Source organism: Bradyrhizobium sp. WSM1253, assembly GCF_000244935.1.
Classification (GTDB): Bacteria; Pseudomonadota; Alphaproteobacteria; order Rhizobiales; family Xanthobacteraceae; genus Bradyrhizobium; species Bradyrhizobium canariense.
The window spans coordinates 8,253,967-8,280,311 of sequence record NZ_JH600073.1 but is presented as its reverse complement, the minus strand read 5'-3'; the positions used below and the strand labels follow the sequence as shown (position 1 = coordinate 8,280,311).

Below are 26,345 nucleotides of genomic sequence, written 5' to 3'. Positions count from 1 at the left end.
CGACTGGCCGGCAGCGCCTTTAAGGGTCGCCCCTCTGGACATAGCGCACCGCCCCCGGCCATAATGGCCAAGTTGGTGCGCCGCCAAGCGCTACCGATGAGCGCCTGAGGAAACCCGCCAAGGTCTCCTACGCGCAATCAGGCAAACCCCGCCAAGGGTCGCCCTAGTCCAAGTCCGGGTTATCAAGCCCACGGACATGCTGCACCTGATTTGCTTTAAAATCCACTCCCGATTCGGGAGAAAAAATCGCATGCAACCTAAGCCGACAAACCAATTTGACTATAGCTCCAGCGCGTTCCGACCTCGCGGCGATGGCGTGGCGTCTGCATGGGTCAAAATATTAGAGCACAACGGATCAGAGAACGTCCGAAGCAAATTAGCTAGCCTCGAAGCGCGGATTGGACCAGGCGCCGCTATTCCGATCGGAACTGAATCGGCTTTCACGGTCGGTTTCGCTCAAGAATGGTTGGCATGGACTGATCGACAAAAGGCCGCCGCCGAGCAACGTCGTAACGACGCGATGAAATGGGCCACCATTTGGGCGGCAATCGCGGCGGGCTTGTCTGCCCTAGGCGCGATCGCTCAGGCGGTTGTCGCGGTTGTGGCATACCTGAGGCCGCCACATTGAATAACGTGAGCGAAGACGCTGATTTCATAATCAGCGCCGCCTCGCGGCTCGCCGGGATTGCGAAATTAGCCGCCATATCTTTTGGTTTGGCAGATGGTGTGAACGAGGCCATGAAGGCCGGAGGTGAGCGGCTTAACGACTACGCTTGGGTTCAAGCATCCAGGGGGTTTCAGGACGGCGCATTGATGATTGCCGTGATCCGATCGTGCATCGTGTTAGATGCGGACCCCAAAACGGTAAGTTTTCAGGGAGTCTATAAGCGTCTTAAACTGCCTGCTGTGCAGCGCGCCCTTATCGATAGGGTCTATGACGGGCATGAGGAATCCCAAACAATGTTTGGTCCGCCACCAACTGAGATGGTCGATCAGTTTCTCGCGACGTATCGAGAAATAAATTGGGACGTTCACTCGCGGTTGATCCATTTCCGCAACTATGGTGTTGCGCACCTGTTGGATCGGAAGAATTGGAAGTCGATCACCTATGACGAAATGCGCGATCTCGTTTCGTTGGTCGTTCGCTTGGGCGACAAGCTGATCCAGCTTTGTCACCTGCCCCTTCCGCCGATCGACGACACGGTGCGCGAGTACACTGATTTCGCCAAGCAGGCCCTTGCCAAGGATTGACTGCGACCAGTCCCAAAGTCCGCGGGTTATACAATCACCCCTGGTGCCACCCCCATCGTCGAAGATCGCCTCGTCCAGCGACACCACACTCCTCGTTCGAACGACAGGCTTGGACACGGGACATCCCTCGCCTCCACAAAGCGCGTGATTGCGCTCGCGGAGCCGGCTTCCTGAGTCGCGGCCGGTCAAAGGCTCAAAGGTGCCGATCCACCTGTTGTTGCACCGCGTTTTGCTTGTGCTCGCGCACCGGTTGCGCTTGGATGCGATCGGCTCGGGGGGAATCATGCGCAATCTGACATTTGCCGCGTTTGCGGCTTTGATCTTAGCTGCCTGTTCGTTCGATACGATCAAGCAGGGAATGAACGATCTTAAGGGCCAGCCAATCAGTGCAGCTATCGCCAAGCTAGGCATTCCCAACGACGAAAGAGAGATCGCGGGGCAGAAGGTCTACACTTGGTACAGCAGCACATTTGATGAAGGCACTCAGCTGCAATGCAAGATCCGAGTGATGATGGCTGGGCAGGTGATCGACAAATACGAGTTTGAAGGCAACAATGGCATGTGCGCGAGATATGCGGCGAGACTCCGCAGCTGATGCCAGAAGCCCATGCGCCGGCTAGTCGAGCTGGGGCTCAAGAGGCGTCCTCACGGCGGCTTTCGCGCCGTCGCTATTTTGCTCGATCCTTAAGCCTTGGAACACTCACTCCCTCAGTTCGATTACCAGAAAGAGCGGGAATGGCGCATTGGACATTTTTCGGAAAGCTTCATCCGGAGCGCATTCCGATCAGTCTTGGAACGCCTCTAGAAGGAAAGGCTGTGCAGCCGTTCACCGGCTTCGCGTTCAACTTTCGGTTGGTTGTGCATTCAAGCCAACTGATCGTCGACCTTTGGTTCGAAACAGGGAATTTGGACATATTTTCGCTACGAAATTTGGCGGCGGATATTGCTCGATCGTTCGCCGATCTGGTTGGCTATTTGAATGGTCTTTATTTTGACGTAGAACTCCACTCGGCTGTGGAACAGGCAACCAAATCCTGGCAAGTTTTCGGAATTGATATCCCTGTGCTGGCCGCGCGGAGGTCTGCTGCAGATCGCGAAATAAAAACTGATCTTTTGATTGCAATCGGCGAGAGCCCTGCGGCCGACATGGTACTGTCCGACTTTCGGAGAGCCATGAGGGATCCCATAGGATCCGGCTTCTATTGCTATCGAGCAATCGAAACAATGATGCAGTCGATGAAAATGAACGATGCTGAAAAGGACGCTATAGGTTGGGAGAAACTGAGGTCAAACTTGAATGTTGATCGAAGTGCGATCGACTGGATAAAGCGCCATGCTGACTTACCGCGGCACGGCAAACCTTCCGGAATAAGCGATGCCGATCGCGCTACAGTTTTTGAATTGACAGACGAGATTATCAAGCGCTTTCACGCCTTTCTGTTGGGCGGAAAGGTACCGCTGCCTGCGAACGAGTTTCCGGCTTTCAGTGCACACCCTCAAAGCGCCGAATCCTAACTCTGCTCTTCCGGATGCACCCAACTCTCACGATCCACTTTTTGTTTCAGCCGCAGCCCTCTACACGATCTCGGGAGTCGCATTGCGAGACCGTTCAATGACTTGCGCTGACGAACGCACGCGCCGGCCGCGGGATTAACACGGCGCGGATTTGGTGATTCGATGCTGGCCTTCAGGGGGCTAGAAAATGATCTACGTGTTGATCGTTGTCATCGCGCTGGGATTCGTCGCCACCGTTTGGGCCATCATGCGGATTGAGAAGGCATTGTTGAAACAGCGGGACGATGCGGTCAATTTCCCTTACGTCCCGCTGCCCTGAGCGAGACTGCCCCACACGATCAGTTGTAAATGTGTGAACGCGGTCCCCATAATCTTGCCCACTCTCCGACCTCACATTTGGGGGCTGCAGGACAGTCTGCAGGGAAAGCGCCCACCGGGGCGTGAACGTGAGGCCAGGTCATTCATGGGAATAATCATCGCGGGCAGTGCGGCGGTGGCCGCTACCGCCCTTTGGATCCGGTTCATCGGACACATCGAGAAGGCAATGAAGGAGGCGGACCGGCGCTAGGGCACGACGCCGGCCAGTCAGACGCTACTGCGTCGCCGTTCCCATGTTGTTGCCGGTGCCGCCATTGACGTTTGAAGCTGAGCTAGCGCCGCTTCTATACCGATTCTGGGAAACGCCTGTGTTCGACGATGCAGCGGTCAAATTGACCGGTGTCGCGCACTGGCTGAATGAATTCCCGAGAATGATGCCGTTAGTCCCGGCGGAGGCGATGCAGAACGTTCCGGTCGGGGAGCCAAACAGGTTGAAGTTGTTCCCGATAATGATCGGATCAAGACTGCCTGCTCCCGAAATCAATACGCCTGAGTTTCCATTTCCGGCAGTCGTGATGGTGCTCGACATCAGCGTGAAATCGAGAACGGGCTGGTTTAGGTTGATTTGAGCGCCGCCCGCGCCGCAATTGAACTGGCTGTTCGTGAAATTCAGGAGCACGTTGGTCCCGCTGGCACCGTTCGCGAGGACGCAATTATTGCCAACCGCACCGTTGAAGTTGCACGCTTCGCAGGTGATCCCCTGCCAATAGCTTCCAAGCAGCATGCCCATGACGTGATGATTGAACGACGAGCGGGCGATATTGATAATCGTGGCGTAGGATCCCGTACCGGAATCACCTTCAATGTTTATTCCGGTCCCGCCTCCGGCTGACGCTGGCGCCTGATGAGGGCCGTAAGTGTTGGTGTTGCTGATGTCGATGGCGGCCCAATTGTGGATATAGATCGCAGTTGACCAGTAATGCAGCGTCGGCGTGCTGGTGCCGATGTCGTCGCCGTGGATTTGGATGTTGGAAATGTCGGATTGATAATATTGCCCATTGTTCGCGCCGACGCCGACAAAATGCAGGGCCGTACCGCTGCCAACCTGGGCCGTCGAAAATGTCATGTTCCTGATGTGGAACGTGTTTTGCGTATTCGATGCCGTGAGCGTGATGCCGCCGCTGGCGTTCGGCCAATGCAGGATTGAATTGACTGCGCCGTCGCCCTCGATCGTAAGAGAGAACCTGGCATTTGGCATGGTCTTAGAGACCGCCGAGGTGAAGTTATAGGTCGATGCCGCGGCCGGGAAATAGATGCAGCCGCCGGTCGCCGGCAGTGCGCTATAGGCATTCGAGAACGCCGTGTCATTCGCGGTCGCGCCATCCCCAGCGCCGCCGAAAGCCGTGATGTTGAGGCATTGACTGCGCCATGAGGCGTCGCCGTTGGTCACACTGTTCTTGACCAGCGTCTGCCCCTGCGTGCCGCCCGTCGGGACTGCAGTGGCGAAGGTGCCGTCGGCGCGGAGGAAAGTGGTCGTACCGCCGCCAGATGCCGGGACGCAGCCCTTCAGGGAAGTCGTGAAGGTGTTGCACAGCGTCGTGAGTTGCGTGGCATTCAGCGACGCCATCAGCGCGGTGCTGCCGGAGACGTTGCCGAGCACCGTGTTGTTCGGGACCGTGCCCCACATTTGGGCCGACAACGTCGCGAAAGGGATGGCCTGCGCGGGGCCAGGACTCGTCCCGGTTCGTCCCCAGACCGTATTGGCGGGGAGCGTGGGCCCGGTCTGCGCCGCGGCAAGCGCCGGCAGCAGGGCGAGGAAGGCGAGCGCGCTGGCGAAAAGCCGTTTCATCGACGATGTCTTTCCAAGCGCCAACTCCGCATGCTGCGGACGATGGCCCGGCTCCGTTCAGGGAGGCCGCTGAAAGACGTTCACGCCGATGTCCAAAGGCGGGGCTGGTTACGGAAAGCCCGATCCGAAACTCGCTTGAGGTGCGAGCGACCTACTCACTCATACGGCAGGTGTTCTGCCTGCAACAGGTTTTTGAACTTGTCCTCATCCAATCCCGCCAACTTGCGCAACGTCTGAGCCACGCATCGCCAGCGGTCATTCTGAAAATTCAACTCGCGCAACTTCTCGCGCGTTGTCTTCAGTTCTCGCTTGATGCCGAGAAAAGCCGATGTTTGCCTATCGTCCATTCTCAACCCCGGAAATAAGTGGACCGGACTTTCTCCCCGCGCGCCGGTCCATGGCGCGGATGAAACGGGCATCGCTGGCCTTGGAGCTCTCAAAGTTTGACGTCGACGCCGGCGGCCGCGACCCACGGAGCGGTCTCGATAAAAAGACGAAACGCATTGAGCGCGATCAGCGCGTCCTTTTTGTTCCAGCCCGCCCCGTCGAGGATGCGAAGCTCGATACCGGCGCCGGCGCTCGATGCCGTGCCCGTGGTGAAGTCGCTTTGTTTGAAACCGGTGAGGCCTCGGTTCAGTGCGATGAAGTGATCAGCCATGGTTTGTCCCCTCAGTTGATCGCTGCGATCGGCAGCGGACGAACGCGGCGGCCGATAGGCATGAAGCCTTGAGGTAAGCGCGCGTGCAGTTGAACTTCGCGCATCCAGTCCTGACTGGCGCGTGCCGCAACATTCTGCTCGGGGCTGAGCTCGACCGTCACGGTCTGCTCTTCGTTCGTTTTCGGATCTATGATGTCGATCTGATAAATCATGCCGCTGTCTCCACTTTGACGCCGTTCACGAGCACGGCGTTGATGATGCTCATCCGTTTTTTGGCCGCGAGGTCGCCGCCGAGATAGGCTTCCACGAATTCTGCGCTGCCCATCAGCTCGCGCTTCAGGTTGGCAACGGCCTGATACTCCTGCGCCGAGACCTTCTCGCCGGAGATGAACTGCTTGGTGACGCCGTCGTCGATCGCCATTTCGCGGAACATCTCGACGGTGCTCGCCATCTCGCGCTGAACAGTGTTGCCGAGCTCGGGTGCTTTGCCGCCCATGATCGACGCCACGACGTCGTCAGCAGCGCCGCCATCGACGATCGCACCTGTGAGCGCCTTGAATTCCTTCACCGCGGCGGGATCGGAGGTGAGAAAGCGGTCGACCCACCCCTTGTCACCGGTCAGCGCGTTCATCTGGGCCTGCGCGTCAGTCGCGGTTCCCTGTGCGGGCGCGAGTGGCTGTGGAGTTGTGTCAGCTGAATTGGTCATGCCGCCAGTCCCTCAATCTCACTGCCTGCCTGATCGAACACATCGGAAATCTTGTTGAGCCGCGAGACCTTCTCCCCGTCGGGCAGGTTGGCAGCCGCGAGAGCGCTAAACGCTTTGGCGTAAGCAGCCTCTAGCTTCTGTACAGCGGCGAAGCTGCGTCTGCTCGCGTCGCGATCGACCATATCGAAATCGACGGGAGATTTGATGATGTCCCTCATGCTGCCTCCGAAATGTGAGATTTCAGCGCGTCAAACCGATCGCGCAGGAGTGCGACGAGGTATGCACCAGCGCGTCGGAACGCGACCGCTGCAGGCTCGATAGAAGGTCGATCGTGCGCCAACATCGCGTGTGGCGGCCGCGCGCCGGGCAGAAATGCGTTTGGCAAGCCGTGCTTGAACATCTCTCCCGCCAGCAGCGCGTCGATCGAGACCGGGTTCGAAACACCGCCGACCATGATGTCCACCGACTTGACGTCGATCGGGTGAGGAACGATGCCCGTGGGAAATTGCTGCTGCATGTCTTCGGCCAGCTGCCCGAGATTGACGCGCAACTTCGCCGCCTTCTCAAGCAGATCGGACAGCTCGACACCCACCCGGGCCCACTCCTCCGCGGTCGCCGCGAATTGACGCAATTGTTGGTCACGTGCTGTGGCCTGGTCGGCGCGCTCGGCCTCGGCGTCTTGGCGTAGCGCCAGGCGCAACGCGGACTGCAGCTCTGCCACAGCCGTTCGGGCCGCCTCGATCTTGGATCGGTGTCCCGCCAGCTTGTCAGCCGCGCCCGCCTTCCGCTCAGCGGCATCGAGTGCGAACACGGCGACCTGCTCCTCGAGCTCGGCCAGCGCGCCGAGGGCGCAATCCAGCTTTTGCTGTACCGGCGGCGCGCGCCGCGCCGGCGCTTCGGTCTGGGGCAACGGGTACTCTGCGGCCTCTTCGCCGGACTTTCTGCGGAACATGGTCATAATCCTCACGCGGCTTCGCTGTGGTGCTGGTCCGCCTGCGCCGCGGCAACGGCATCCTCAAGGCGGCAGCGGATCCAGTCGGACACCGTGCGCCGCTCGCGGGCCGCCAATTCCTTCATGCGCTCCTCGAGATCAGGCTTGATCCGGGCGCCGATCATTCTCGTGTTGTTTGCCATTGTTGGCCTCTGTCAGGTTCGTGCCGTCAGCATTCGGCGTGATTTGCGGATCGCTAGCAACGCACCACAATGTTTCCGGAGGTGGCGCCGCTGCGGCCGTCTTCGCGTTCGGCCGCCGTTTCCGAGGCCGCCAGCGCGCGCGCACGCGCTCAACCCGGTCGGGGTCCTCCATGATCACGGCAAAGCCGATACGCAGCCCCAGTGCGTCCAGAACCGCCTGGAGCGACATTTCGCCAAAGCCCCTCACCGGCGGGTCGGCAAGCAGTTTGCTTACGTAGCCGCCTTGCAGGCCCGTGATGCCATCCAGCGTGTCGTGGCTGAGGTCGAGCTCGTCGCGGCGGTCGCGCACGACCTGCAACAGCTGCTCGCGTGATGCGATGATGCGCGGCTTCATGTTCAGCAATGACCGACGAAGTTTTCGGAGAGGACGCCGCCGATTTTTCCAGGAGCCGCCGCGAAAGACAGCGAGCACATGAAATTCGGCAAGGAGCGTGGAATTTCCCCCACCCCCCCTCGATCCTGGATTTTGGCGAGCCAAACCGTGGGGATCTGACAGACCATCGGCCGGCTGCCTCGCGCGGGCGTCTGCTTCCAAGAGTGTTGAAGTTCATGAGAGAGCGCGTGCGAAAAACCCTCGCCGCTCGACGCCACATGATTGGGACAAAGCGGATGACGATCGCAGTTGAGCAGCGCAATCAGCACCTTGCCGATCACCAGCGATGGGCCATGCGGCGGTGGGAAGCGCCCGGGAAGCGCCCGCCCCGTCAACTGCGTTCGTAACAAGTTACTCCGGCGGCCATGTGAGCGCATAATGCACCGTCGGCCGGCGCTGATCTCGGCGTTACTTCGTACATGCCGACAACGAGCTGCTTTCCGCCCTTCCCTTCCTTGAGCGGCCGGAACGCCTAGCCGCGCCCCAGCGGCGTTGGGCGCTTCCAACGCTCGGGGGGTATGGGGGGTTGGAGAACAGGCGTTGGCAGTACCGTTGGTACCCGTTGGAAGGGGTGTTGGCAGGATAGTTGGCAGGGGTGTTGGAAGCCTCGGGAGAGCGTTGGTAGGGGCGTTGGAAGCCGGGAAACTACGGGTCATGCCGTCACCCGCTCGATGTGTTGGCGTCGCTTGCTGGGTGATCCGGTGTCGACATTCCTGATCACACCGCGGGCGAACAGGCGCTCCATCGCGTTGCGGAAGGCGTCTGAGGTGATGCCGGTGGCTTCCGGGTCCAGTACGAACTCCGCCGGTGCGCTGCCCTTTGCCGTCTTGGCGTGGACGGGACGGCCCTGGGCGAGGCGCTTGTCGAGCAGGCGTAGGAATAGCTCCTCGATGTCGCGGTCGACTGACGCGCGATAGGGCGAGCTCTCCCCGGCCATGGCGGTGGTGAAGGTCAGGCCGCCCCAGCGGAGCGTCACCTTCTCGCCGGATCGGCCGTAGTTGCTCTTGGTGACGGCCAGCGTGCGCTGGTCCTGGTCGTCCTTGTCGGGGTCGGACAGGTGCAGCATCGAGCGCACAGAGTTCCGCCAGTCCACGCTGTTGGCGGTCCCGCTTCCGTCGGCCATGCCGCGGACGCTGGGATGGTCGAGCATCACGATGGCGACGTCGTTCTCCCGGGCGATCTTTCGGAGCATGGCGAGGAACGCGCGGACCTGCCGGCGCGCGATCGCCTCGCCGTCAAACACCGCGGCGATGCTGTCGATCACCACCAGGCGCGGGCGCCTATCGCGGATCCAGCCTTCCAGCCAGTCGAGCAGAGGAGCGCGGGACAGGCGCCCATCACCACCGGCGTGCACTAGCCACGTGCTCTCGAGGTCCGGGAAAAGCAGATGGAGGTCGGTCAAGCCGTGTGGGTCGATGCACCGGTGCTTGGCGATGCGCTCGACGCGGTCCCGAATGTTGTGCTCGGGCTCCTCGCAGGACAGGAATAGCGCCGGGCCGTTCTCGATCGTGCAGCCGAGCCAGTCACGGAGGCCCGCGGCGGTGTGGACGAGCAGCTGCGTGACGATCTCAGTTTTGCCTGATCCGCCGTTGCCGGCCAAGATCGTCAGATCTCCGCACGGAATACGCCCGCTCGCCAGCCAGCGCTGTTGCTCGGCCGTGGTGCCCTTCCACACTGCCGGCGTGATCGCAGCATAGGCATGCGGCGCTTTGGCCACCGTGCCACCGGTCCCAAGCTCAACGACGACGATCCGCTCACCGTCGGCGCCTTCTGGATATGCATCCGGAAAAGGGACGTCGGCAGACGGCGCATCATTTTCGCGCTTGATGAATCCTCGATGGCCGAGCTCCTCGAAGGATTGGTAGGCGATCGCTCGATTTGCAGGGCTCACCATCACGCGGCCTCCAAAATCTGAAGCAGTATTGGCGCATCGGCGGGGTGATTTCGGAGCCATGTAGTCAGCCGCTCTTGATCGCCGAGGCCAAGCAAATACTCAAATGCCCACACGGTTGAGTCCGCCGGCTTGTATGTCGCAGGCTTCTTCACCTCCGAGGCCGCCACTGGCGGCATTTCGCCAGTCCAGCGCCACCGGTCGCGCGGGTCCGCCAATTCCCATTGCATCACGAGCGTCGCCGCATAGTCGGAAGGCATATCCGGCTCGATCTCCGTGCAGGCCAACTCTTGCTCAACCTCCGCAGCCACGATGTTGCGGAAACGAGCGAAAGGCGCCGCGATCAGCCGCTGAACTTCGTCCTGGCCAACTGCCGCGACTAACCCGGATTGCTCGGCAAATTCTTGGAGCGGATCGATTGCGTCGGCGAGATGTTCGAACTGGTACTCGTATTCGAGATAGGCGCGGATCAGCGCGCGCGTTTCGAGCAGCCAGATCGCGTCTTCCAGCGCTTTTCCATCGAGGGTTTTTGCTGGCGCGTTCATTCGGTCTCGCCTCCGTCGAGGAGGCCGAGCTCCTGCGCTTTGGCGAGCGCCTTGTTGATCGCATTTTGTAAATCCGACAAGCGCGTCACCTTCATGGTGATGCCTTTGGCTGTCGGATGGATTTTCCCTTCCTTGTCGTGGACGTGCTTCCTCAGATCAACGAGCGTGTGCCCCTTGAACGTTTGCAGCGTCGTGGTGATCACGTCCTTGCGACGATTTGAAAAGAACCGGTCGACAACGACGGGCTCGATCAATTCGGGGTTGCGAGCGCCCATGATCAAGCCGCCGTCTCGATCAAGCGCGACGCCTGCCAGCGGCGGTTCTCTGCGACGGTCACGCCCTTGCGGCGCTCGGAAAGTTTGATGAAGGTGGGACCCGTGCCCGCGGCAATGATCCGCTGGCCGGTGCTGAGTGAAAAGCCGTTCAGCTTGCACCACTCGGCAAATGATAGGACGCGATCGTCTTCCATGGGATAGTCCTCGACGTTCTTGCTACGTCAGGACTATCCGGGAGCGGCGGCGCCGCGTCCGGTGAAGTGTACTAGGGGATTCCCCTACTTTGCGTCACCTAGGACTCTCGCCACCTCAGCGAACAGCGCGTTGCGCGAGTAAGTTCCTGGAGCGCCCCACCCATATCCACCCAGAAAAGCGTCGTTCAATTCGGCGATAAACGCTTGAAACCAAGTCGGTGGCTCGTCCTCGTATACCCTCCCAGTCGCTGTTGGTTTTAGCCCCGCCTCGATGCAACATTTCGCGATCGCGCGAATGAAAACTTGTGGAGAAGGAGGCGGCATAGCAGGCTCCATCGAGCTAAGGATTGCGAGACGTCGCTCGGCATCATTCGCCAAGGCTTCGAGCCGATCGCCTAAATCGCTCAATGGGCCCCTCCGATCGTCGTGCATCTCTCTTACGGTAGACCAGGCGATTGCCGCCGCCCTAAGGTGCCTGCAAAGACTTTCCAGCGGGCTCGATTGCTTTCCTGCTGGTTTCCGCAGGGCCGCTGCTGTCGCGGCGCCCTCGGCTAGCAGTCGAACGGCACTTAGGTAGCTGTCGCAACTCCTTTGAACGGCGGCTTTGAATGCCCCGTCGCGGTGATCGTCAACTCGGGTGGGGATCGGAGCTTTCGCTCTTTCCCACGCGAGGTCAGAGAACGTCTGATTCACGATGCGCGAATGCCCTGCCGGCAAAAGCACAGACCGAACCTTGGGACGGCTCGGAACCTTCACTGCACGATCGCGAGCAGGTGCGCCTCCCACTTCCGAAACGCCTCGGCAATCTCGGGACCGTAATCGTGGTGATCATAGACCCCACCGATACCGGACTTATGGCCAGCATGATTCAGCACCAGCTCGGCGACGTGCGGAAGGACGCCGAGCTTGCCCATTCGAGTGCGGACTGTCCGACGGAGGTCGTGCAGCCGCCATGGCGCCAATGCCTTCTTTTCGCCGGCGATAATGCGCGCGTTCAATGCGAGAGTGTTGTAGGACCAGGCATTGAAGCCGTTTGCGCCGCCTCCGAACAGGGTATCGCGGCTGTTCCGCCGTGGGATCGATTGGACGATCTCCAGCGCGGCCGCCGTCAACGGGAGCTCGTGCGCCCGCTTCGCCTTGGTTCTCTCCCTCGGCAGTGACAGCTTGCCGTCGGCGAGGTCGAGTTCATCCCACCGCAGACCGCCGATTTCGTCCCGTCGACAGGCGGTCAGCAGCAGCAGCCGGACGATCTTCCCGAAATCGTCGTCGAGGCAGTTCCGCCAAATGATGCGGATCTCCTCATCGGTCAAAACCCGATCTCGAGGCTCCTTTCCGCGGATAGGGTTCTCCGTCCCGATCACCGGATTGGCCTTCGCCAACCCTTGGCGCATGCACCAGGAGAAGAACGCCAGGAGCGCGCCGCGCGCCCGCGCGGCTGACGTCGGCCCATGGTCCCGAACCAGGGCGCGCAGAAGGGAGGCGATCTCCTCGAAGCTGACCTTGCTGACCGGCTTCCGCTGGATGGGCTGGCAGTGCCGCCGCAGGTAGCGCTCCTCGGCGATGTAGGTGTTTGGCCTCACTCGCGGCTTCTGCGCCTCCAGGTACAGTTCCACGGCTTTCTCGAATGTCTGGGCGTCAGAAGCCTGGTCGACCCGACGCTTCTCTTCCTCTGCGTCAGGGTCGATGCCGAGCTCGATCTGGGCGAAGCGCTTCCGGGCGATGCCGCGGGCGTCCTCCAAGTTGACCTTTCGGACGTCGCCAAGGCTCTTGCGGCGCTGCTCGATCCCGACGCGATACTGGACCACGTAGGACGCCTTGCCGGGCCGGAGACGCACGCCGAAGCTTGGCAGGTCCGGGTCCCACGCGATGTGATCCGACTTACCGGCGGGCAGGCTAAGCCGACGCACGTAGGTGTCGGTGAAGCGGACGCGATCGTCGGAAATCTTGAGCATGGGAAGCAGTCCATCCTTTTTGGGAAGCACCGGGGACGCAAACCGTTGACCAATTGTGACCGCGGGTGAACGAAGCCGCCACGTGCTTCTTGGCCTAAGCCGTTGAAAACTGTGGATTAAGAAGCGTCGTGAATGCTTCTGACCGATGAGGCTATCTGTTAACCGGAGATCGAGAGCACGTGGCCGAGGCCGGAGATGAACATCGCGTCATTGACGGGCGTGGTGATCGCATCGCGCCGCCCGGTGAGCAGCGCGGTCGCGATCGCCCGGTTGTCGCCGTCGAGCGTCGCCCGGATGCGGGCATCGATCGCATCGCGCAGGCCTTGCATGAAGGCCGCGTAACGCAGCCGCAAGCCGGCGGTCTCAGGCGGCGCCGCCACCGTGATTGCGCCCATCGCGAAGCCGGAGGCGCCGATGCCCTGGAAGAACATGTCACGCGAAAAGTCGTAGCTGCCGGGCCGCACCGGCGCGAGCGGCGGCATCAGCCGCGCCTTCAGCTGAACGAAGCTGCCGACCTCCGGCGCCGTGCCCTTGCGGACCGACAGGCGCACGCGCTCGAGCCTGACGTCGCTGCGCTGCGCCTCCATGGCGGTGACGCGCAGCACGAAGCGATCTGTGCGCTCGCGGATATCGCGGGCCTCGACGAAGCCCGACAACGATACCGAATAGAGCGACTTTGCCAGCACCGGGTGGGCGATGCGTGCCGTCTTCCAGGTCGCGACGGCAAAGCCGGCGGCGACCGCCGCGATCATGATGGCCGGGGCGAACAGCCGGCTCCGTCGCAACAGAGCCGCGCCGAGCAGGAGTGCGATGGCGGTCGTGGCAACGACCCACAGCACCGGCTCGTGATCGGCGGAGAAATAAAGCGCGATGCCGCAGCCAAAAGCCACGGGCACCCACGGCAACAGCCGCCCGGCGCCGGCCTCGGCGCGTAGCCACGCGCGCAGGGTCTCGGCCAGCGATGTCCAGAGGTCGAGGCCTGCAGGCGCGAGGCCGCCAGCGGACGCGGCGCGGCCCGCGGGCCACGTCCCCGCAATCCCCTGCGACCGTACTGGCCGGCCCGGCTCCGCCATTCCCTGCACTCGATGATACGCAACGAAGGCCGAAGCTACCGGAACGTGCAGGCGGGCGGATAGCGGTACGGATCAGGAACGAAAGGGTGCGCCCCCTACTTTTCCTCTTCCATCGTCACGGCGACATCGGCCTTGGCCGACAGCCGGATCTTGTTGCCCTCGATGTCGGCGACGAGACCCTTGTCGATGAAGTGGTGGTGACCCTTGTGGCTGCCCTCGCCGCTGTCCTTCTTGGTCAGCTTGATGCGATTGCCTTCGACCTTGTCGACGGTGCCGATGTGGACGCCGTCGGCGCCGATGACTTCCATATGCTCTGCGATGTTCTGCATGGTGGGTTCCTTGTTGGGCCCACCCCAACGCGCGAGGTGCACATTCGTTCTCTCACGAGAATGACGAAGCCGTGTGCCCCGCTGGTCAGATCAGCGGCGTCTGCGACGAAGCATGGTGATTGACGATCTTCCAGTCACCGTCTTCGCGGATGATGACCCAGCTCATCTTGACAACAAGATCGGGGCGTTCGCCGGCGAAGTTAAACGAGATAGTTGCGGCGATGTTGATCAGATCAGGACCGGCCTGCGCAGCATTCACCTCGGAAAACACCGCGCTCGGCTGGCGCCAGCGCGGCAGGCCGTTGAAATAGTCTGCGACGCCATCCCTGCCCCGATAGAGCTTTGGGTTGGAGCCGAAGAAGAAGGCGTTCTTAGAATACAGAGACGAGAGTGCCGCGGCGTCGAGCCTTGCGAAGCCGGCGCGCCATTTCGCGATGATGGCGGAAACGGTGGCGTCGGCTTCGTCGCTCATTGTGGTCCCTCAGCCTTTGGCAACTTCCTTCGCGAACGTGTCGCGCAGACCGATGGTCCTGGAAAATACCGGCTTGCCGGGCGTCGAGTCCTTGTCGCGCACGAAATAGCCCTGGCGCTCGAACTGCATCGGTTCGGTCGAATTGCTCTCGGCGACCGATGCTTCGATCCGGGCGTCAGCCAAGATCTCCAGCGATTGCGGATTGAGGTCGGCAGCGAAGTTCGAGGCGTCCGGGCTCGGATTGGCAAATAGCTGGTTGTAGATGCGGATTTCCGCGGGCACGGATGTTGCCGCCGACAGCCAGTGCATGGTGGCCTTGACCTTGCGGCCATCGGGCGCGTTACCGCCTTTGGTCGCGGGATCGTAGGTGCAGCGCAGCTCCACCACCTCGCCGGCATCGTTCTTGATCACGCCGGTGCATTTGACGAAATAGGCGTAGCGCAGCCGCACCTCGTTGCCCGGCGACAGACGGAAGAACTTTTTCGGCGGGTTCTCCATGAAGTCGTCCTGCTCGATATAGAGCTCACGGCCGAACGTGACCTTCCGGGTGCCGGCAGAGGGATCGTCCGGATGGTTGATCGCCTCGAGCTCCTCGGTCTGCCCTTCCGGATAATTCTCGATCACGACTTTTAGCGGCTTCAGCACCGCCATGCGCCGCTGCGACGTCCGGTTCAGTTCCTCGCGGATGCAGAACTCGAGCATGCCGACGTCGACGACGCTGTTGGCCTTGGCAACGCCAATGCGCTTGACGAACTCGCGAAGGGCGGCCGGCGGCACGCCGCGGCGGCGCATGCCCGCCATGGTCGGCATACGCGGATCGTCCCAGCCCGCGACATGGCCCTCACGCACGAGCTGGGTCAGCACGCGCTTGGACAGCAGCGTGTAGGTCAGGTTCAGCCGCGCGAATTCGTACTGGTGCGGCTTCGACGGAACCGGCAGCTTCTCGATGAACCAGTCATAGAGCGGCCGGTGATCCTCGAACTCCAGCGTGCAGATCGAGTGCGTGATGCCCTCGATCGCGTCCGACTGGCCGTGCGCATAGTCGTAGCTCGGATAGATGCTCCACTTGGTCCCGGTGCGCGGATGGTGCGCATGCAGGATGCGGTACAGCACGGGGTCGCGCAGATTGATGTTGCCCGCACCCATGTCGATCTTGGCCCGCAGCACGCGCGCGCCGTTCGGGAATTCGCCCGCCTTCATGCGGCGGAACAGGTCGAGGTTTTCATCCACGCTGCGGTCGCGGAAGGGCGAGTTCTTGCCGGGCTCGGTCAGCGTGCCGCGCGCAAGACGGATCTCCTCCTGGGTCTGGTCGTCGACATAGGCGAGCCCGTCTCGGATCAGCTGCTCCGCCCATTCATAGAGGCGGTCGAAATAGTCCGAGGCGAAGAACAGGTTCTTGCCCCAGTCGAAGCCGAGCCAGCGCACGTCTGCCTGGATGGAATCGATATATTCCTGCTCTTCCTTGACCGGGTTGGTGTCGTCGAAGCGCAGATGGCAGCGGCCCGGAAACTCCTGGGCGATGCCGAAATTGAGCGCGATCGACTTGGCGTGGCCGATATGGAGATAGCCGTTCGGCTCCGGCGGGAACCGGGTCACGATCTCCTTGTATTTGGCCTGATCGAGGTCGGCCTGGATGATGTCACGAATGAAATCGCGCCCAACCTCGTTCGCCACCGGTTCTGTCATTACGAAAATCCTGTAGGGAAATCAGCGGCCCTTCTGCCAAATTCGAGCCCCTAGGCCAAGCCCCATGCCCACCGTCCGGTCAAACTTCGGCGATTCTGGCACGCACGCGCTCGATGAAGGCAGCCCGGGATGCCAAGGTGGAGCGATCCATATCGTAGTGCGCCAAATAGAACGACCGAACGCCGGATCCACACATCGGTTTCAGTGCCCTAAGCAACACCTTGCGGCCGGGGTCTTGCATGACGATCCGGCTCAACCACCACGGTGAGCCGTAGCTCGTCACAACGCCGAACAAGCGGATGTTGGTCAGCAGCGGCTTGATGCGCCCACCCTTCAGATCGTGGGCGAACGCCGTACCCGGCGCCCAGACCCGGTCGAAATAGCCCTTGAGCATGGCAGGCATCGAAAACCACCAATGCGGAAAGCAGAAGATAATGCCGTCGACGCGCCGTACGTGCTCGATGAGGCTCGCCACCGCGTCCTCTGCATAGGGCCCGTGATAGTAGCTGCGCCGCTCCGCCTCGGTCATCTCCGGGGAAAACCCCTCGCGGTAAAGGTCAGTCGCGATCACTTCGTGTCGAGTTTTCAGCGTCTCGACGATGGTATGGAACAGTGCATGGTTGTAACTGTCCGCGAGCGGATGGCTATGAACGACCTGGATTAGCATTGGCACAATCTCCCGCGCCTATGATACACGGTCGCCAATCAGCCACCTCCCTTATCCCGCGCGGTCAATGAACACCTCTCCCGTCGTCACCCGCTTTGCTCCCTCGCCGACCGGCTTCCTCCATATCGGGGGCGCGCGCACGGCCCTGTTCAACTGGCTCTATGCGAAGAAGCACGGCGGCAAGATGCTGCTCCGGATCGAGGATACCGACCGGGAGCGCTCCACGGAGGCGGCGATCGGCGCCATCCTCGACGGGCTGAAATGGCTGGAGCTCGGCTGGGATGGCGATGTCATCTACCAGTTCAGCCGCGCCGCCCGCCACCGCGAAGTCGCCGAGCAGCTGCTCGCCGAGGGCAAGGCCTATCGCTGCTACGCCACCGCCGAGGAGCTCACCGCGATGCGCGAGAAGGCGCGCGCAGAGGGGCGCACCCGCCTCTATGACGGCCTGTGGCGCGACCGCGATCCGGCGACGGCCCCAACCGACGTGAAGCCGACCATCCGGCTCCGCGCGCCCCAGACCGGCGAAACCGTGATCGAAGACCAGGTCCAGGGTCGCGTGGTCTGGCAGAACGAAAACCTCGACGATCTCGTCCTGCTGCGCGGCGATGGCAACCCGACCTACATGCTCGCAGTGGTGGTCGACGACCACGACATGGGCGTCACCCATGTCATCCGCGGCGACGACCATTTGATCAACGCGGCCCGCCAAAAGCAGATCTACGACGCGATGGGCTGGACGCTGCCGAGCATGTCTCACATCCCCCTGATCCATGGCCCGGACGGTTCGAAGCTCTCCAAGAGGCACGGCGCGCTCGGCGTCGATGCCTACCGCGCCATGGGATACCTCCCGGCCGCGCTCCGCAACTATCTCGTCCGGCTCGGCTGGAGCCATGGCGACCAGGAAATCTTCTCGACCGAGGAGATGATCGCAGCCTTCGACCTCGCCAGCGTCGGCCGCGCAGCAGCGCGCTTCGATTTCGCCAAGCTGGAAAACCTCAACGGCCACTACATCCGCAATGCCGACGATCAATCACTCGTGAAGATGTTCGAGGACGTGCTCGACCACGTCGTGCCCAGCCGCGACGAGATTAAGGCCAAGTTAAACGACGCCACGCGCGCGCAGCTCCTGAAGGCCATGCCGGCCCTGAAGGAGCGCGCCAAGACGCTGATCGAGCTGATCGACAGCGCCTATTTCATCTTCGCCGACCGGCCGCTGGAGCTTGATCCAAAGGCGGCAGCGCTGCTGACCCCTGAGAACCGCAAGCTGATCGGCCAGCTTCATTCCGCGCTGGAGAAAGTCGAGACGTGGAGCGCGGCCAATGCGGAAGCCGCCCTGCGCGCCTATGCCGAGGAAAATAGTCTCAAGCTCGGCGCGGTCGCCCAGCCGCTGCGGGCGGCGCTGACCGGACGGACGACGTCGCCCGGCATATTCGAGGTCTTGGACGTCCTGGGACGCCAGGAAAGCCTGGGCCGGCTTAAAGATCAGGCCAGGGACTAGGCCAAGAATCGGGGCCAAGAACCAGGCTACGACGTAAGTCGACCATGCGTGGCGCCATCTTGCAGCGCACACAGCAATAATATACCCATCTCACCCGTACCTTCTGGAACATCCGGCCTGCCCCGCGATATCTCGTCGGGGCCTCCGGGTCCGGCCCGTTTCACCATACATCGGGGACCTCTGATGGACGCAAAACCAAGCAATAAGACCGCCACACTGACGGTCGGAAACAAGAATTTCGATCTTCCGATCCACAGCGGCAGCGTCGGGCCCGACGTCATCGATATCGGCAAGCTCTACGGCCAGTCCGGCCTGTTCACCTACGATCCCGGCTTCACCTCGACAGCGAGCTGCCAGTCCAAGATCACCTATATCGACGGTGACGCGGGCGTGCTGGAATACCGCGGCTATCCGATCGAGCAGCTCGCCGAGAACGGCGACTTCCTCGAGACCTGCTATCTGCTGCTGTTCGGGGAGCTTCCCACCGCCGCGCAGAAGAAGGATTTCGACGATCGCGTGATCCATCACACGATGGTGCACGAGCAGATGGCCCGCTTCTTCCAAGGCTTCCGCCGCGACGCCCATCCGATGGCGATCATGGTGGCGGCTGTCGGCGCGCTCGCCGCGTTCTATCACGACTCAACCGACATCAACGATCCGAAGCAACGCATGATCGCCTCCATGCGCATGATCGCCAAGATCCCGACGCTGGCTGCGATGGCCTACAAGTACACAGTCGGCCAGCCCTTCGTGTATCCGAAAAACTCGCTGAAGTTCGCCGAGAACTTCCTGCACATGTGCTTCGCCGTGCCGTGCGAGGAGTACAAGATCAACCCGGTGCTGGCTGACGCGCTGGACAAAATCTTCATCCTGCACGCCGACCACGAGCAGAACGCCTCGACCTCGACGGTGCGTATCGCCGGCTCCTCCGGCGCCAACCCGTTCGCCTGCATCGCCGCCGGCATCGCCTGCCTGTGGGGCCCGGCGCATGGCGGCGCCAACGAAGCAGCGCTGGCAATGCTCGCCGAGATCGGCTCGGTCGACAAGATCCCCGAATTCATCGCCAAGGTGAAGGACAAGAATTCTGAAGTCCGCCTGATGGGCTTCGGTCACCGCGTCTACAAGAACTACGATCCGCGCGCCAAGATCATGCAGAAGATGTGTCACGCCGTGCTCAAGGAGACCGGCCATGGCGACGATCCGATGCTGAAGGTGGCGCTCGAGCTCGAGAAGATCGCGCTCAGCGACCAGTACTTCATCGACCGCAAGCTCTACCCGAACGTCGACTTCTATTCGGGCATCACGCTGAAGGCGATGGGCTTCCCGGTCTCGATGTTCACCGTGCTGTTCGCGGTCGCCCGCACCGTCGGCTGGATCAGCCAGTGGAGCGAGATGATCGAGGATCCGCAGCAGAAGATCGGCCGTCCGCGCCAGCTCTACACCGGTGTCACCAAGCGCGACTACGTCGCGATCAACAACCGCAAGTAAGGTCGAGCCCATCACGGCTTTCGAAGCGGCGCCATCTCCGGATGGCGCCGTTTTTGTTTTGCGCCGACACAATCTTGCTGCCGCGCACAACAACAAGTCGGCGCAATGCGTCGGCGATCGCTTGACAGCCGAAATGCTCCGCGCGCATTCTTACACTAAGTAAGAATGACGACAGGGATGGAAATGCCGGAGCAGCCGAGAAGTCGGCGGCAGACGCGTGCTGCCATTTTGACTCATCTGCTTCAGTCAGGCGGGTCGTTTCGCCCGCCGCTGGCCAAGGCCGTGCGCCTGTCGGAAGCGAGCCTGTCGCGCATCCTGTTCGACCTGAGGGCCGAGGGCCTGATTGAGGAAGTGCGGCGCCCTGCCCCTTATGTCGGTGGCCCGACCGGCCTCGTGTCGCTCGATAAAGCGGTGGCGCTCGCGGCGTTTGAGCTGACCACCCAGCGGCTCAGCGTCGGCGTCGGGGGCCTGTCGGATGAGCTGCGCTATACCGGGCAAGTGCCGCTGCCGAAGACGCCGACCGTCGCGGCCGTAGGCCAGGCGTTTCGCGAGGCGATGACATTGCTGCGCGAGTGGACGCGGCGCCGACGCATCCCCCTCGCACAGATCGGTGTCTCCATTCCGGGTCTCAGCCGGCTGGGCGCGCCAAGCAATCCGATCATTCCCTGCGACATCGGGCGTATCAACGAGATGTTCGGCGAGGCGTTTGCCGGGGTGCCGGTCGAGTTCACCAATTCGGTCGTCGCGCACGCCATCTTTCACCGCTGCCGCACGGAGAATTATCCCTTCAGCGGCGCACATCTCTTCGTCTTCGTCGGCCAGGGCGTTGCGGGCACCTGGATGGATGATCCGGTCGAGGACGATGCCCTCCAGCCGGTCGAGCTCGGCCACATGGTGTTCGAAGCCGACGGACCAATTTGCCGCTGTGGTCATCATGGCTGCGTCGAGGCCTATACGTCGCTTCCCGCCCTGGCCGAGCTTCTTGGCGTCGCGGAAGCCGAGTTGCTTCAACTCGGCAGCGAATGGGTGACCGCGATACCGCTCTCGTCGCGCGTGCGGCAGGAATTGCGCCAGCGGCTGTTCCGGCTTGGACTTGCGATCGGCAACACGCTGAACGTGAAGCCATGCAAGGGCGTCGCGATCAGCGGCTGGCCGTCGCTCCTCGCCGAGGACGATCGCAGCGCGCTCGTCGAGGGGATCGACGCCTGTCTGTTGGGCGGCCGCAATCACGCGCAAGTGTCGCTCGCTTTCGTACCGCCGTCGAATGGCAACGATCCGCGAGCGGCGCTGGCATTCGCGGCTTTCTGTCTCGCTTGCCGCGGCGGCATGCCGGCCGCATCGATCGAGGCCGCCTGAGATATCTGATGCCGCGCTGCTCTCGCGCGAAAGAGTTCACACCGGGAGGAACTTGCCATGCCGATCACGACAACAAGGCGCCAACTGCTCGCCGGATCCGCTGCTGCCCTTGCGCTGCCGGCCTTTGCCCGCGCGCAAGGCGCGATCAAGCCGCGTCTGACTGCGATCTCGCAATGGTCCGCAGGCAGCGATGGGGCCGCCATCACGGCGCTCGGCAAGAAGTTCGAAGAGAAAGGCGGGGTTTGGCAGCACTCGCCCGTCCCCGGCTTCACCACCGAGATGATGAACAAGCTGCGTGCCCAGATCATGGCCGGCGATCCACCGGCCTGCTCGCAGCTCAAAGGCCCCGAGATTGCGGCCTGGTCGAAGATTGCCCCAACCGTCGATCTCGATGCCGTCGTCGCTGCCGCCGGCTACGAAAAGGTTGTCGCGCCTGACCTTGCAAAATTGCACAAACCGGGAGGCAAGTGGATTGCACTGCCGTTGCAGATCTACAGCACCAACATGCTGTTTCTTTCCAAACGCGCGATGGACAAGGCCAAGGCTGACAAGGTCCCCGTCACATGGGCTGAGTTCAACGACCTCGCTGAGAAGATGAAAGCAGGCGGAGTCCCCTATCCCATCGCCAACGGTGGCACCCGCCCGGACGACGGCCAGAAATTCGAGGCCGCTTTGGCAGGCATCAGTCCCGCCGCATACCGCGCAGCCATCATGAATCTCGACAAGAAGGCCCTGGAGGGCCCCGAGATAAAGGATGCCTTCGTACAGGTGCGCAAGATTGCCGACTGGATGGACCCCAACGTCGGCGCCCAGCACTTTTCGACCAACCTGAAGCGCTTTGTCGAGGGCGACATGGGCATGATGATCATGGGCGGGTGGGCGCAGGGCGTCTTGCGCAACGCCGGCTTTAAGTTCGAGGACTTCATGATCGCTCCGGGCCCGAGCGACAACAGCAAGCCGGTCTTCCTGTTGAATGCCGATGCCTTCATATTCTGGCAGCGCAAGGAGGCAGATCTGCAGGCCGGCCAGACGCTGATGGCCCAGCTCGTGATGGATCCAGCGATCCAGACCATGTATTCGCAGATCACGGGATCGATCCCCGTGCGCACCGATGTCGATCTGTCGGGCGAGGGCTGGTCGGACGGTCAACGGCGGACCGCGGCAGCCCTGAAAGACGCGATCGCCAGCAATCAGGCCGTCCTCAGTCTTGCGCACAACATGGCGCAGGAAAACGGGATGACCGCAGCGATGATCGACGTGATCACGGAGTACGTGAAGAACAAGACGATCAAGCCTGAGCAAGCGGCCATACGCCTCGCCGAGGCCGTCGAGAGCTCACGTTGACGATCGCCGTCTCGACAACACCGGGCCGGCCGGCGGCCTCTGACTGGGTACGCCGGCTGCCCGAATATTTGACGATCTGGGTGCCGCTGCTGATGTCCGCCGCGCACCTCATTGCGTTTACGCTGTGGACGATCTGGATATCGTTCACACCGTCCACTCTGGTCCCGGTCTCGGGCTGGGTCGGTTTGCGCAACTATTCTGCGGTTGCAGCATCGCGGAACTGGCAGATTGCCTTGGACAATCTGCTGCTGTTTGGCAGCGCCTTCGTGTTGCTGAGCCTGGCGTCCGGCCTCATCCTTGCGATCCTGCTCGACCAGCGTATTCGCGGCGAGAACCTGCTGCGGTCGATCTTCCTCTATCCTCTGGCGGTGTCATTCGTGGTCACCGGCACGGTCTGGAGTTGGTTGCTCAATCCCGGCCTCGGGATCCAGAAGCTGGTTCGCGACCTAGGCTGGATCTCGTTCCGGTTCGACTGGCTGATCGACCGCGACATGGCCATCTGGACCATTGTCATCGCCGCGATCTGGCAATCTTCCGGTTTTGCCATGGCGCTGTTCCTGGCCGGCCTCCGCTCCGTCGACGCCGACCTGATCAAGGCCGCGCAAATCGACGGCGCCGGACCGATCCGAATGTACCGGCGCGTCATCCTGCCGACCCTTTGGCCGATCACCATCACCGTCATCGTCATCCAGCTGCAGTTCGCGATTTCGACCTTCGACCTCGTCCGCGCACTCACCAACGGCGGTCCCGGGATCGCCACCCAGCTGCCGGCCCTCGTCGTCTACGACCTCATGTTCCAGCGCAGCCTGCTCGGACGGGGAGCGGCGGCGGCAGTGCTCATGTTGCTCATTCTTCTTGCGGTCTTGCTGCCCTATGCAGCGTGGCGTTACGTCCAGCGGCGGCGGGCGATCCATGCGTGAGCGAACCTTCGCGCCAGGCCGGATCCTGATCTATCTCGTCGTCTCGCTGGTCGCTGCGGCGTGGCTCGCGCCATTGGGCGTCGTCGTGCAGAACTCGCTCCGTAGCAACGAGGAGATCGCGCAGGCCTCGATGATCGGCTGGCCGAAACAATGGGCATGGAGCAATTACGCCACCGCCTGGAGCGGTTTCTGCGTCGCCGAGACCTGCGCCGGCATCCGGCCGTACATGCTGAACTCCGCGCTGGTCACGATTCCCGCGACGATTTTCTCGACCCTGCTCGGTGCTGTCGCCGGTTACGCCATTTCGCTCTGGCGCTTTCGCGGCGATAGCTGGATCTACGGCATCGTGACTCTTGGCCTCTTCCTTCCCCAGCAGATGCGCCTGCTTCCCTGGACCATCGTGTTGCGCGATACGGGCCTGATGAACACACTCACGGGCCTGGTCGTGATCCACACGATCCAGGGACTCTCCTTTACCGTCTTGTTCTGCCGAAACTACTACACTGCGATCCCGCCGGATTTGATAAGAGCTGCGCGCATCGATGGCGCAGGGTTCTTTCGTATTTTCTGGCGCATCATCCTGCCGCTCTCGCCGCCTATTCTGGTCGTCACCGTGATCTGGCAGTTCACGCATATCTGGAACGAGTTTCTCTACGGCGTGACATTCACGACCGGTCAGCAGCAGCCGGTCACCGCCGCGCTGATCGCGCTATCCGCCGCGGTCGCCGACATTCCGCAGCATGGCGTGCAAAGCGCGGCGGTGATGATCGCCGCCTTGCCGACCCTGCTGATCTATCTGATCGGCGGCAAGTATTTCGTGCGCGGCCTCACCGCCGGCGCCGTGAAATGATCGGATCGTCATGGCAGCCCTAAGCATTCGCGCCCTGTCCAAGCGTTACGCCAATCTGGAGGTGCTGAAGGGCATCGATCTCGACATCGAGAGCGGTGAATTCACCGTGCTCGTCGGCCCATCCGGCTGCGGCAAGTCTACGCTGCTCAACATCATCGCCGGGCTCGACCTCCCGAGCTCAGGCACCGTGGAAATCGGCGGACGTGTCGTCAACGACATTCCGCCGAAGGACCGCGACATCGCCATGGTGTTCCAGTCCTACGCGCTCTATCCGTCGATGACGGTGCGCCAGAACATCACCTTCGGCATGGAATGCCGCCACGTAGCGAAGGCGGAGCAGGAAAAGGCGCTGGCGAATGTGGCAAGGCTGCTCCAGATCGAGCCGCTACTCGGCCGCAAGCCGTCGCAGCTCTCCGGCGGCCAGCGCCAGCGTGTGGCGATGGGCCGGGCGCTGGTGCGCGATCCCCTGCTCTTCCTGTTCGACGAGCCGCTCTCCAACCTCGACGCCAAGCTGCGTGTCGAGATGCGAATGGAAATCAAGCGTCTGCACCAGCGCATCGGCGCCACCATCGTCTATGTCACCCACGACCAGATCGAGGCGATGACGATGGCGACGCGCATCGCCGTGATGCATCGAGGCGTGGTGCAGCAGTTTGCCGATCCGGACACCGTGTATCGCTATCCCGCCAATCTGTTCGTGGCCCGTTTCATGGGTTCGCCGCCGATGAACACGATGCCGGCACGGCTGGAGGCTGACGCCAGCGGGCCGGTGGTCGTGATCGGCGCGGGACGGCCGGACGAGGTCCGCCTCCGCCTTGGCCAATATGATGCGGCGGCCCCCTTTGTCGGCCGAGACGTGGTGGTCGGGATCAGGCCGGAATGCATCGCCGAGGGCAGCCGCGTATTTTCCGCCGATCCGCCCGTCGTCGTCAACGCGCCGGTGGAGATGGTCGAGCCGACGGGAGCCGAAACGATCGTGCTGCTGCGGCTTGGCGGCGAGCCTGCGCTGGCGCGCATCACGCCGGATATCCGCCCCACACCGGGCGCCGCCGCCTCGTTCGCGCTCGACACCCGCCGCATCTGCCTGTTCGACCCCGAGACGGAGCGACTGATCGCATGACAAGAACGAGCTATGCCGGTCTTAGGGATCGCGTGGTGTTGATCACCGGTGGCGCCAGCGGCATCGGTGCCGCCTTCGTGCGGTCGTTCGCGGCGCAAGGGGCTCGTGTCGCGTTCCTGGATCTCGATGAGGCAGCCGGCCGGGCGCTGGTCGCGGATGTAAAGGCCGCGGCTGGGACCGTGCCCTTGTTCGTGCCGTGCGATCTGCTCGACATCGACGCCTTGCGCGACGCTATGGCGCAGGTTCAGGGATCGCTTGGCGATGCCGCGGTTCTCGTCAACAACGCCGCTAACGATCAACGCCAGGTACTGGCCGAGGTAACCTCGGCCGAGTTCGACTGGATGATCGGCGTCAACCTCAAGCACGTCTTCTTTGCAGCGCAAGCGGTGGTGCCGCAGATGCAGGCGCGCGGCGGCGGTTCGATCATCAACATGTCGTCGATTGCCTGGATGCGCGGCGCGCCGGGGCTGCCGGTCTACGCCGCGGCGAAGGCCGCGATTGTCGGCTTCACCAACTCCCTGGCCCGGTCGCTCGGGCCCGACCGCATCCGCGTTAATGCGATAGCGCCGGGGATGGTGATCACGGAGCGTCAGCGCCGGCTGTGGTACCCGGACGACCAGGCGATCGCCGAGCTGCGCACGCGTCAGGCCATTCCCGACGCGGTGACGCCTGAGGACATCGCCAACATGGCGCTGTTCCTCGCCTCCGACGACAGTCAGCGCATCACGCGCCAATGTTTTCAGGTCGACGCTGGTCTCGGCTAGAGCGTGTACTGACACACCCGAGCTCCCTCATAGAGGTCCGCTCCGTATCCGATAGCA

The 26,345-nt window shown here is 62.2% G+C and carries 32 protein-coding genes and 1 pseudogene; 13 read left to right on the top strand and 20 right to left on the bottom strand.

Annotated features, from left to right (window positions below):
- Positions 1-196: 196 nt before the first annotated feature.
- The 5 genes from BRA1253DRAFT_RS40180 to BRA1253DRAFT_RS45965 all read left to right on the top strand — a co-directional run bounded on the left by BRA1253DRAFT_RS40180 (position 197) and on the right by BRA1253DRAFT_RS45965 (position 3,085).
- Positions 197-628: a hypothetical protein gene (locus BRA1253DRAFT_RS40180; RefSeq protein WP_157158694.1), complete on the top strand. Its 432-nt coding sequence runs from the start codon at positions 197-199 to the stop codon at positions 626-628.
- Between the two features lie 5 nt (positions 629-633).
- Entirely contained in the window at positions 634-1,251 is a 618-nt protein-coding gene (locus BRA1253DRAFT_RS40175) for a hypothetical protein (protein ID WP_245286122.1), read from the top strand.
- Positions 1,252-1,450: 199 nt separating this feature from the next.
- A complete protein-coding gene (locus BRA1253DRAFT_RS40170; RefSeq protein ID WP_007603691.1) occupies positions 1,451-1,846 on the top strand; it encodes a hypothetical protein in 396 nt (131 codons plus the stop codon).
- The gene (locus BRA1253DRAFT_RS40165) at positions 1,846-2,766 is read left to right on the top strand and encodes a hypothetical protein (RefSeq protein ID WP_007603689.1); all 921 of its coding nucleotides are present in this window, start codon (positions 1,846-1,848) and stop codon (positions 2,764-2,766) included. Before BRA1253DRAFT_RS40170 ends, BRA1253DRAFT_RS40165 begins: the two co-directional genes overlap by 1 nt.
- Before the next feature lie 187 nt (positions 2,767-2,953).
- The gene (locus BRA1253DRAFT_RS45965) at positions 2,954-3,085 is read left to right on the top strand and encodes a hypothetical protein (protein WP_007603688.1); all 132 of its coding nucleotides are present in this window, start codon (positions 2,954-2,956) and stop codon (positions 3,083-3,085) included.
- A gap of 273 nt (positions 3,086-3,358) precedes the next feature.
- Here the strand turns inward: BRA1253DRAFT_RS45965 and BRA1253DRAFT_RS40155 are convergent, their stop codons facing one another.
- From BRA1253DRAFT_RS40155 to BRA1253DRAFT_RS40065, 20 genes and pseudogenes are all read right to left on the bottom strand, one after another.
- Positions 3,359-4,933 carry a hypothetical protein gene (locus tag BRA1253DRAFT_RS40155; protein ID WP_007603684.1) on the bottom strand — a complete coding sequence of 525 codons (1,575 nt, stop codon included), beginning with the start codon at positions 4,931-4,933 and terminating at the stop codon, positions 3,359-3,361.
- A 155-nt stretch (positions 4,934-5,088) separates the two neighbouring features.
- Positions 5,089-5,280: a hypothetical protein gene (locus BRA1253DRAFT_RS40150; protein WP_035994829.1), complete on the bottom strand. Its 192-nt coding sequence runs from the start codon at positions 5,278-5,280 to the stop codon at positions 5,089-5,091.
- An 89-nt stretch (positions 5,281-5,369) separates the two neighbouring features.
- Positions 5,370-5,591: a hypothetical protein gene (locus tag BRA1253DRAFT_RS40145; RefSeq protein WP_007603679.1), complete on the bottom strand. Its 222-nt coding sequence runs from the start codon at positions 5,589-5,591 to the stop codon at positions 5,370-5,372.
- 11 nt (positions 5,592-5,602) lie between these two features.
- On the bottom strand, positions 5,603-5,803 hold the full coding sequence (locus BRA1253DRAFT_RS40140) for a hypothetical protein (protein ID WP_007603678.1): 201 nt from the start codon (positions 5,801-5,803) through the stop codon (positions 5,603-5,605).
- The gene (locus tag BRA1253DRAFT_RS40135; RefSeq protein WP_007603677.1) at positions 5,800-6,297 is read right to left on the bottom strand and encodes a hypothetical protein; all 498 of its coding nucleotides are present in this window, start codon (positions 6,295-6,297) and stop codon (positions 5,800-5,802) included. The genes BRA1253DRAFT_RS40140 and BRA1253DRAFT_RS40135 overlap by 4 nt, the downstream gene beginning before the upstream one ends.
- Positions 6,294-6,515, bottom strand: a complete 222-nt coding sequence (locus BRA1253DRAFT_RS40130) for a hypothetical protein (protein ID WP_007603676.1) — start codon at positions 6,513-6,515, stop codon at positions 6,294-6,296. Before BRA1253DRAFT_RS40130 ends, BRA1253DRAFT_RS40135 begins: the two co-directional genes overlap by 4 nt.
- Complete coding sequence (locus BRA1253DRAFT_RS40125; RefSeq protein ID WP_007603675.1) at positions 6,512-7,249, bottom strand: hypothetical protein; 738 nt, start codon at positions 7,247-7,249, stop codon at positions 6,512-6,514. Before BRA1253DRAFT_RS40125 ends, BRA1253DRAFT_RS40130 begins: the two co-directional genes overlap by 4 nt.
- 11 nt (positions 7,250-7,260) lie before the next feature.
- Positions 7,261-7,413 carry a hypothetical protein gene (locus BRA1253DRAFT_RS44150; protein WP_157158693.1) on the bottom strand — a complete coding sequence of 51 codons (153 nt, stop codon included), beginning with the start codon at positions 7,411-7,413 and terminating at the stop codon, positions 7,261-7,263.
- Positions 7,388-7,825: a hypothetical protein gene (locus BRA1253DRAFT_RS40120; protein ID WP_007603673.1), complete on the bottom strand. Its 438-nt coding sequence runs from the start codon at positions 7,823-7,825 to the stop codon at positions 7,388-7,390. Before BRA1253DRAFT_RS40120 ends, BRA1253DRAFT_RS44150 begins: the two co-directional genes overlap by 26 nt.
- A gap of 2 nt (positions 7,826-7,827) precedes the next feature.
- On the bottom strand, positions 7,828-8,145 hold the full coding sequence (locus tag BRA1253DRAFT_RS40115) for a hypothetical protein (protein WP_035994823.1): 318 nt from the start codon (positions 8,143-8,145) through the stop codon (positions 7,828-7,830).
- A gap of 371 nt (positions 8,146-8,516) precedes the next feature.
- Positions 8,517-9,758 carry an AAA family ATPase gene (locus BRA1253DRAFT_RS40110; RefSeq protein ID WP_007603670.1) on the bottom strand — a complete coding sequence of 414 codons (1,242 nt, stop codon included), beginning with the start codon at positions 9,756-9,758 and terminating at the stop codon, positions 8,517-8,519.
- Positions 9,758-10,300, bottom strand: coding sequence for a hypothetical protein (locus BRA1253DRAFT_RS40105; RefSeq protein ID WP_007603669.1), 543 nt, complete (start codon positions 10,298-10,300; stop codon positions 9,758-9,760). Before BRA1253DRAFT_RS40105 ends, BRA1253DRAFT_RS40110 begins: the two co-directional genes overlap by 1 nt.
- Entirely contained in the window at positions 10,297-10,554 is a 258-nt protein-coding gene (locus tag BRA1253DRAFT_RS40100) for a transcriptional coactivator p15/PC4 family protein (protein WP_157158692.1), read from the bottom strand. The genes BRA1253DRAFT_RS40105 and BRA1253DRAFT_RS40100 overlap by 4 nt, the downstream gene beginning before the upstream one ends.
- Positions 10,555-10,577: 23 nt before the next feature.
- Positions 10,578-10,769 carry an AlpA family transcriptional regulator gene (locus tag BRA1253DRAFT_RS40095; protein WP_007603667.1) on the bottom strand — a complete coding sequence of 64 codons (192 nt, stop codon included), beginning with the start codon at positions 10,767-10,769 and terminating at the stop codon, positions 10,578-10,580.
- 752 nt (positions 10,770-11,521) lie between these two features.
- Positions 11,522-12,721: a site-specific integrase gene (locus tag BRA1253DRAFT_RS40090; protein WP_007603665.1), complete on the bottom strand. Its 1,200-nt coding sequence runs from the start codon at positions 12,719-12,721 to the stop codon at positions 11,522-11,524.
- Between the two features lie 161 nt (positions 12,722-12,882).
- Positions 12,883-13,794, bottom strand: a pseudogene (locus BRA1253DRAFT_RS40085) (ComEC/Rec2 family competence protein); the annotation flags it as partial.
- Between the two features lie 95 nt (positions 13,795-13,889).
- Complete coding sequence (locus tag BRA1253DRAFT_RS40080) at positions 13,890-14,123, bottom strand: DUF2171 domain-containing protein (RefSeq protein ID WP_007603663.1); 234 nt, start codon at positions 14,121-14,123, stop codon at positions 13,890-13,892.
- Between the two features lie 85 nt (positions 14,124-14,208).
- Positions 14,209-14,595, bottom strand: a complete 387-nt coding sequence (locus BRA1253DRAFT_RS40075) for a nuclear transport factor 2 family protein (RefSeq protein ID WP_007603662.1) — start codon at positions 14,593-14,595, stop codon at positions 14,209-14,211.
- Between the two features lie 9 nt (positions 14,596-14,604).
- A complete protein-coding gene (locus BRA1253DRAFT_RS40070) occupies positions 14,605-16,281 on the bottom strand; it encodes a glutamine--tRNA ligase/YqeY domain fusion protein (protein ID WP_007603661.1) in 1,677 nt (558 codons plus the stop codon).
- A gap of 79 nt (positions 16,282-16,360) precedes the next feature.
- Positions 16,361-16,948, bottom strand: coding sequence for an NAD(P)H-dependent oxidoreductase (locus BRA1253DRAFT_RS40065; protein ID WP_007603660.1), 588 nt, complete (start codon positions 16,946-16,948; stop codon positions 16,361-16,363).
- Positions 16,949-17,015: 67 nt separating this feature from the next.
- Between BRA1253DRAFT_RS40065 and gltX the strand changes: the two genes are divergently transcribed.
- The 8 genes from gltX to BRA1253DRAFT_RS40025 all read left to right on the top strand — a co-directional run bounded on the left by gltX (position 17,016) and on the right by BRA1253DRAFT_RS40025 (position 26,288).
- Complete coding sequence (gene gltX, locus BRA1253DRAFT_RS40060) at positions 17,016-18,446, top strand: glutamate--tRNA ligase (RefSeq protein ID WP_007603658.1); 1,431 nt, start codon at positions 17,016-17,018, stop codon at positions 18,444-18,446.
- Positions 18,447-18,629: 183 nt separating this feature from the next.
- On the top strand, positions 18,630-19,934 hold the full coding sequence (gene gltA / locus BRA1253DRAFT_RS40055) for a citrate synthase (protein WP_007603656.1): 1,305 nt from the start codon (positions 18,630-18,632) through the stop codon (positions 19,932-19,934).
- Between the two features lie 177 nt (positions 19,935-20,111).
- On the top strand, positions 20,112-21,290 hold the full coding sequence (locus BRA1253DRAFT_RS40050; protein WP_198288333.1) for an ROK family transcriptional regulator: 1,179 nt from the start codon (positions 20,112-20,114) through the stop codon (positions 21,288-21,290).
- 57 nt (positions 21,291-21,347) lie between these two features.
- Positions 21,348-22,634, top strand: coding sequence for an ABC transporter substrate-binding protein (locus BRA1253DRAFT_RS40045; RefSeq protein WP_007603651.1), 1,287 nt, complete (start codon positions 21,348-21,350; stop codon positions 22,632-22,634).
- A complete protein-coding gene (locus tag BRA1253DRAFT_RS40040; RefSeq protein ID WP_007603650.1) occupies positions 22,631-23,554 on the top strand; it encodes a carbohydrate ABC transporter permease in 924 nt (307 codons plus the stop codon). The genes BRA1253DRAFT_RS40045 and BRA1253DRAFT_RS40040 overlap by 4 nt, the downstream gene beginning before the upstream one ends.
- Positions 23,547-24,404 (top strand): carbohydrate ABC transporter permease, encoded by an 858-nt coding sequence (locus tag BRA1253DRAFT_RS40035; protein ID WP_007603649.1) that lies wholly within the window; start codon positions 23,547-23,549, stop codon positions 24,402-24,404. Before BRA1253DRAFT_RS40040 ends, BRA1253DRAFT_RS40035 begins: the two co-directional genes overlap by 8 nt.
- Positions 24,405-24,414: 10 nt before the next feature.
- The gene (locus BRA1253DRAFT_RS40030; protein ID WP_007603647.1) at positions 24,415-25,524 is read left to right on the top strand and encodes an ABC transporter ATP-binding protein; all 1,110 of its coding nucleotides are present in this window, start codon (positions 24,415-24,417) and stop codon (positions 25,522-25,524) included.
- Complete coding sequence (locus BRA1253DRAFT_RS40025) at positions 25,521-26,288, top strand: SDR family NAD(P)-dependent oxidoreductase (protein ID WP_007603645.1); 768 nt, start codon at positions 25,521-25,523, stop codon at positions 26,286-26,288. Before BRA1253DRAFT_RS40030 ends, BRA1253DRAFT_RS40025 begins: the two co-directional genes overlap by 4 nt.
- Positions 26,289-26,345: the final 57 nt, after the last annotated feature.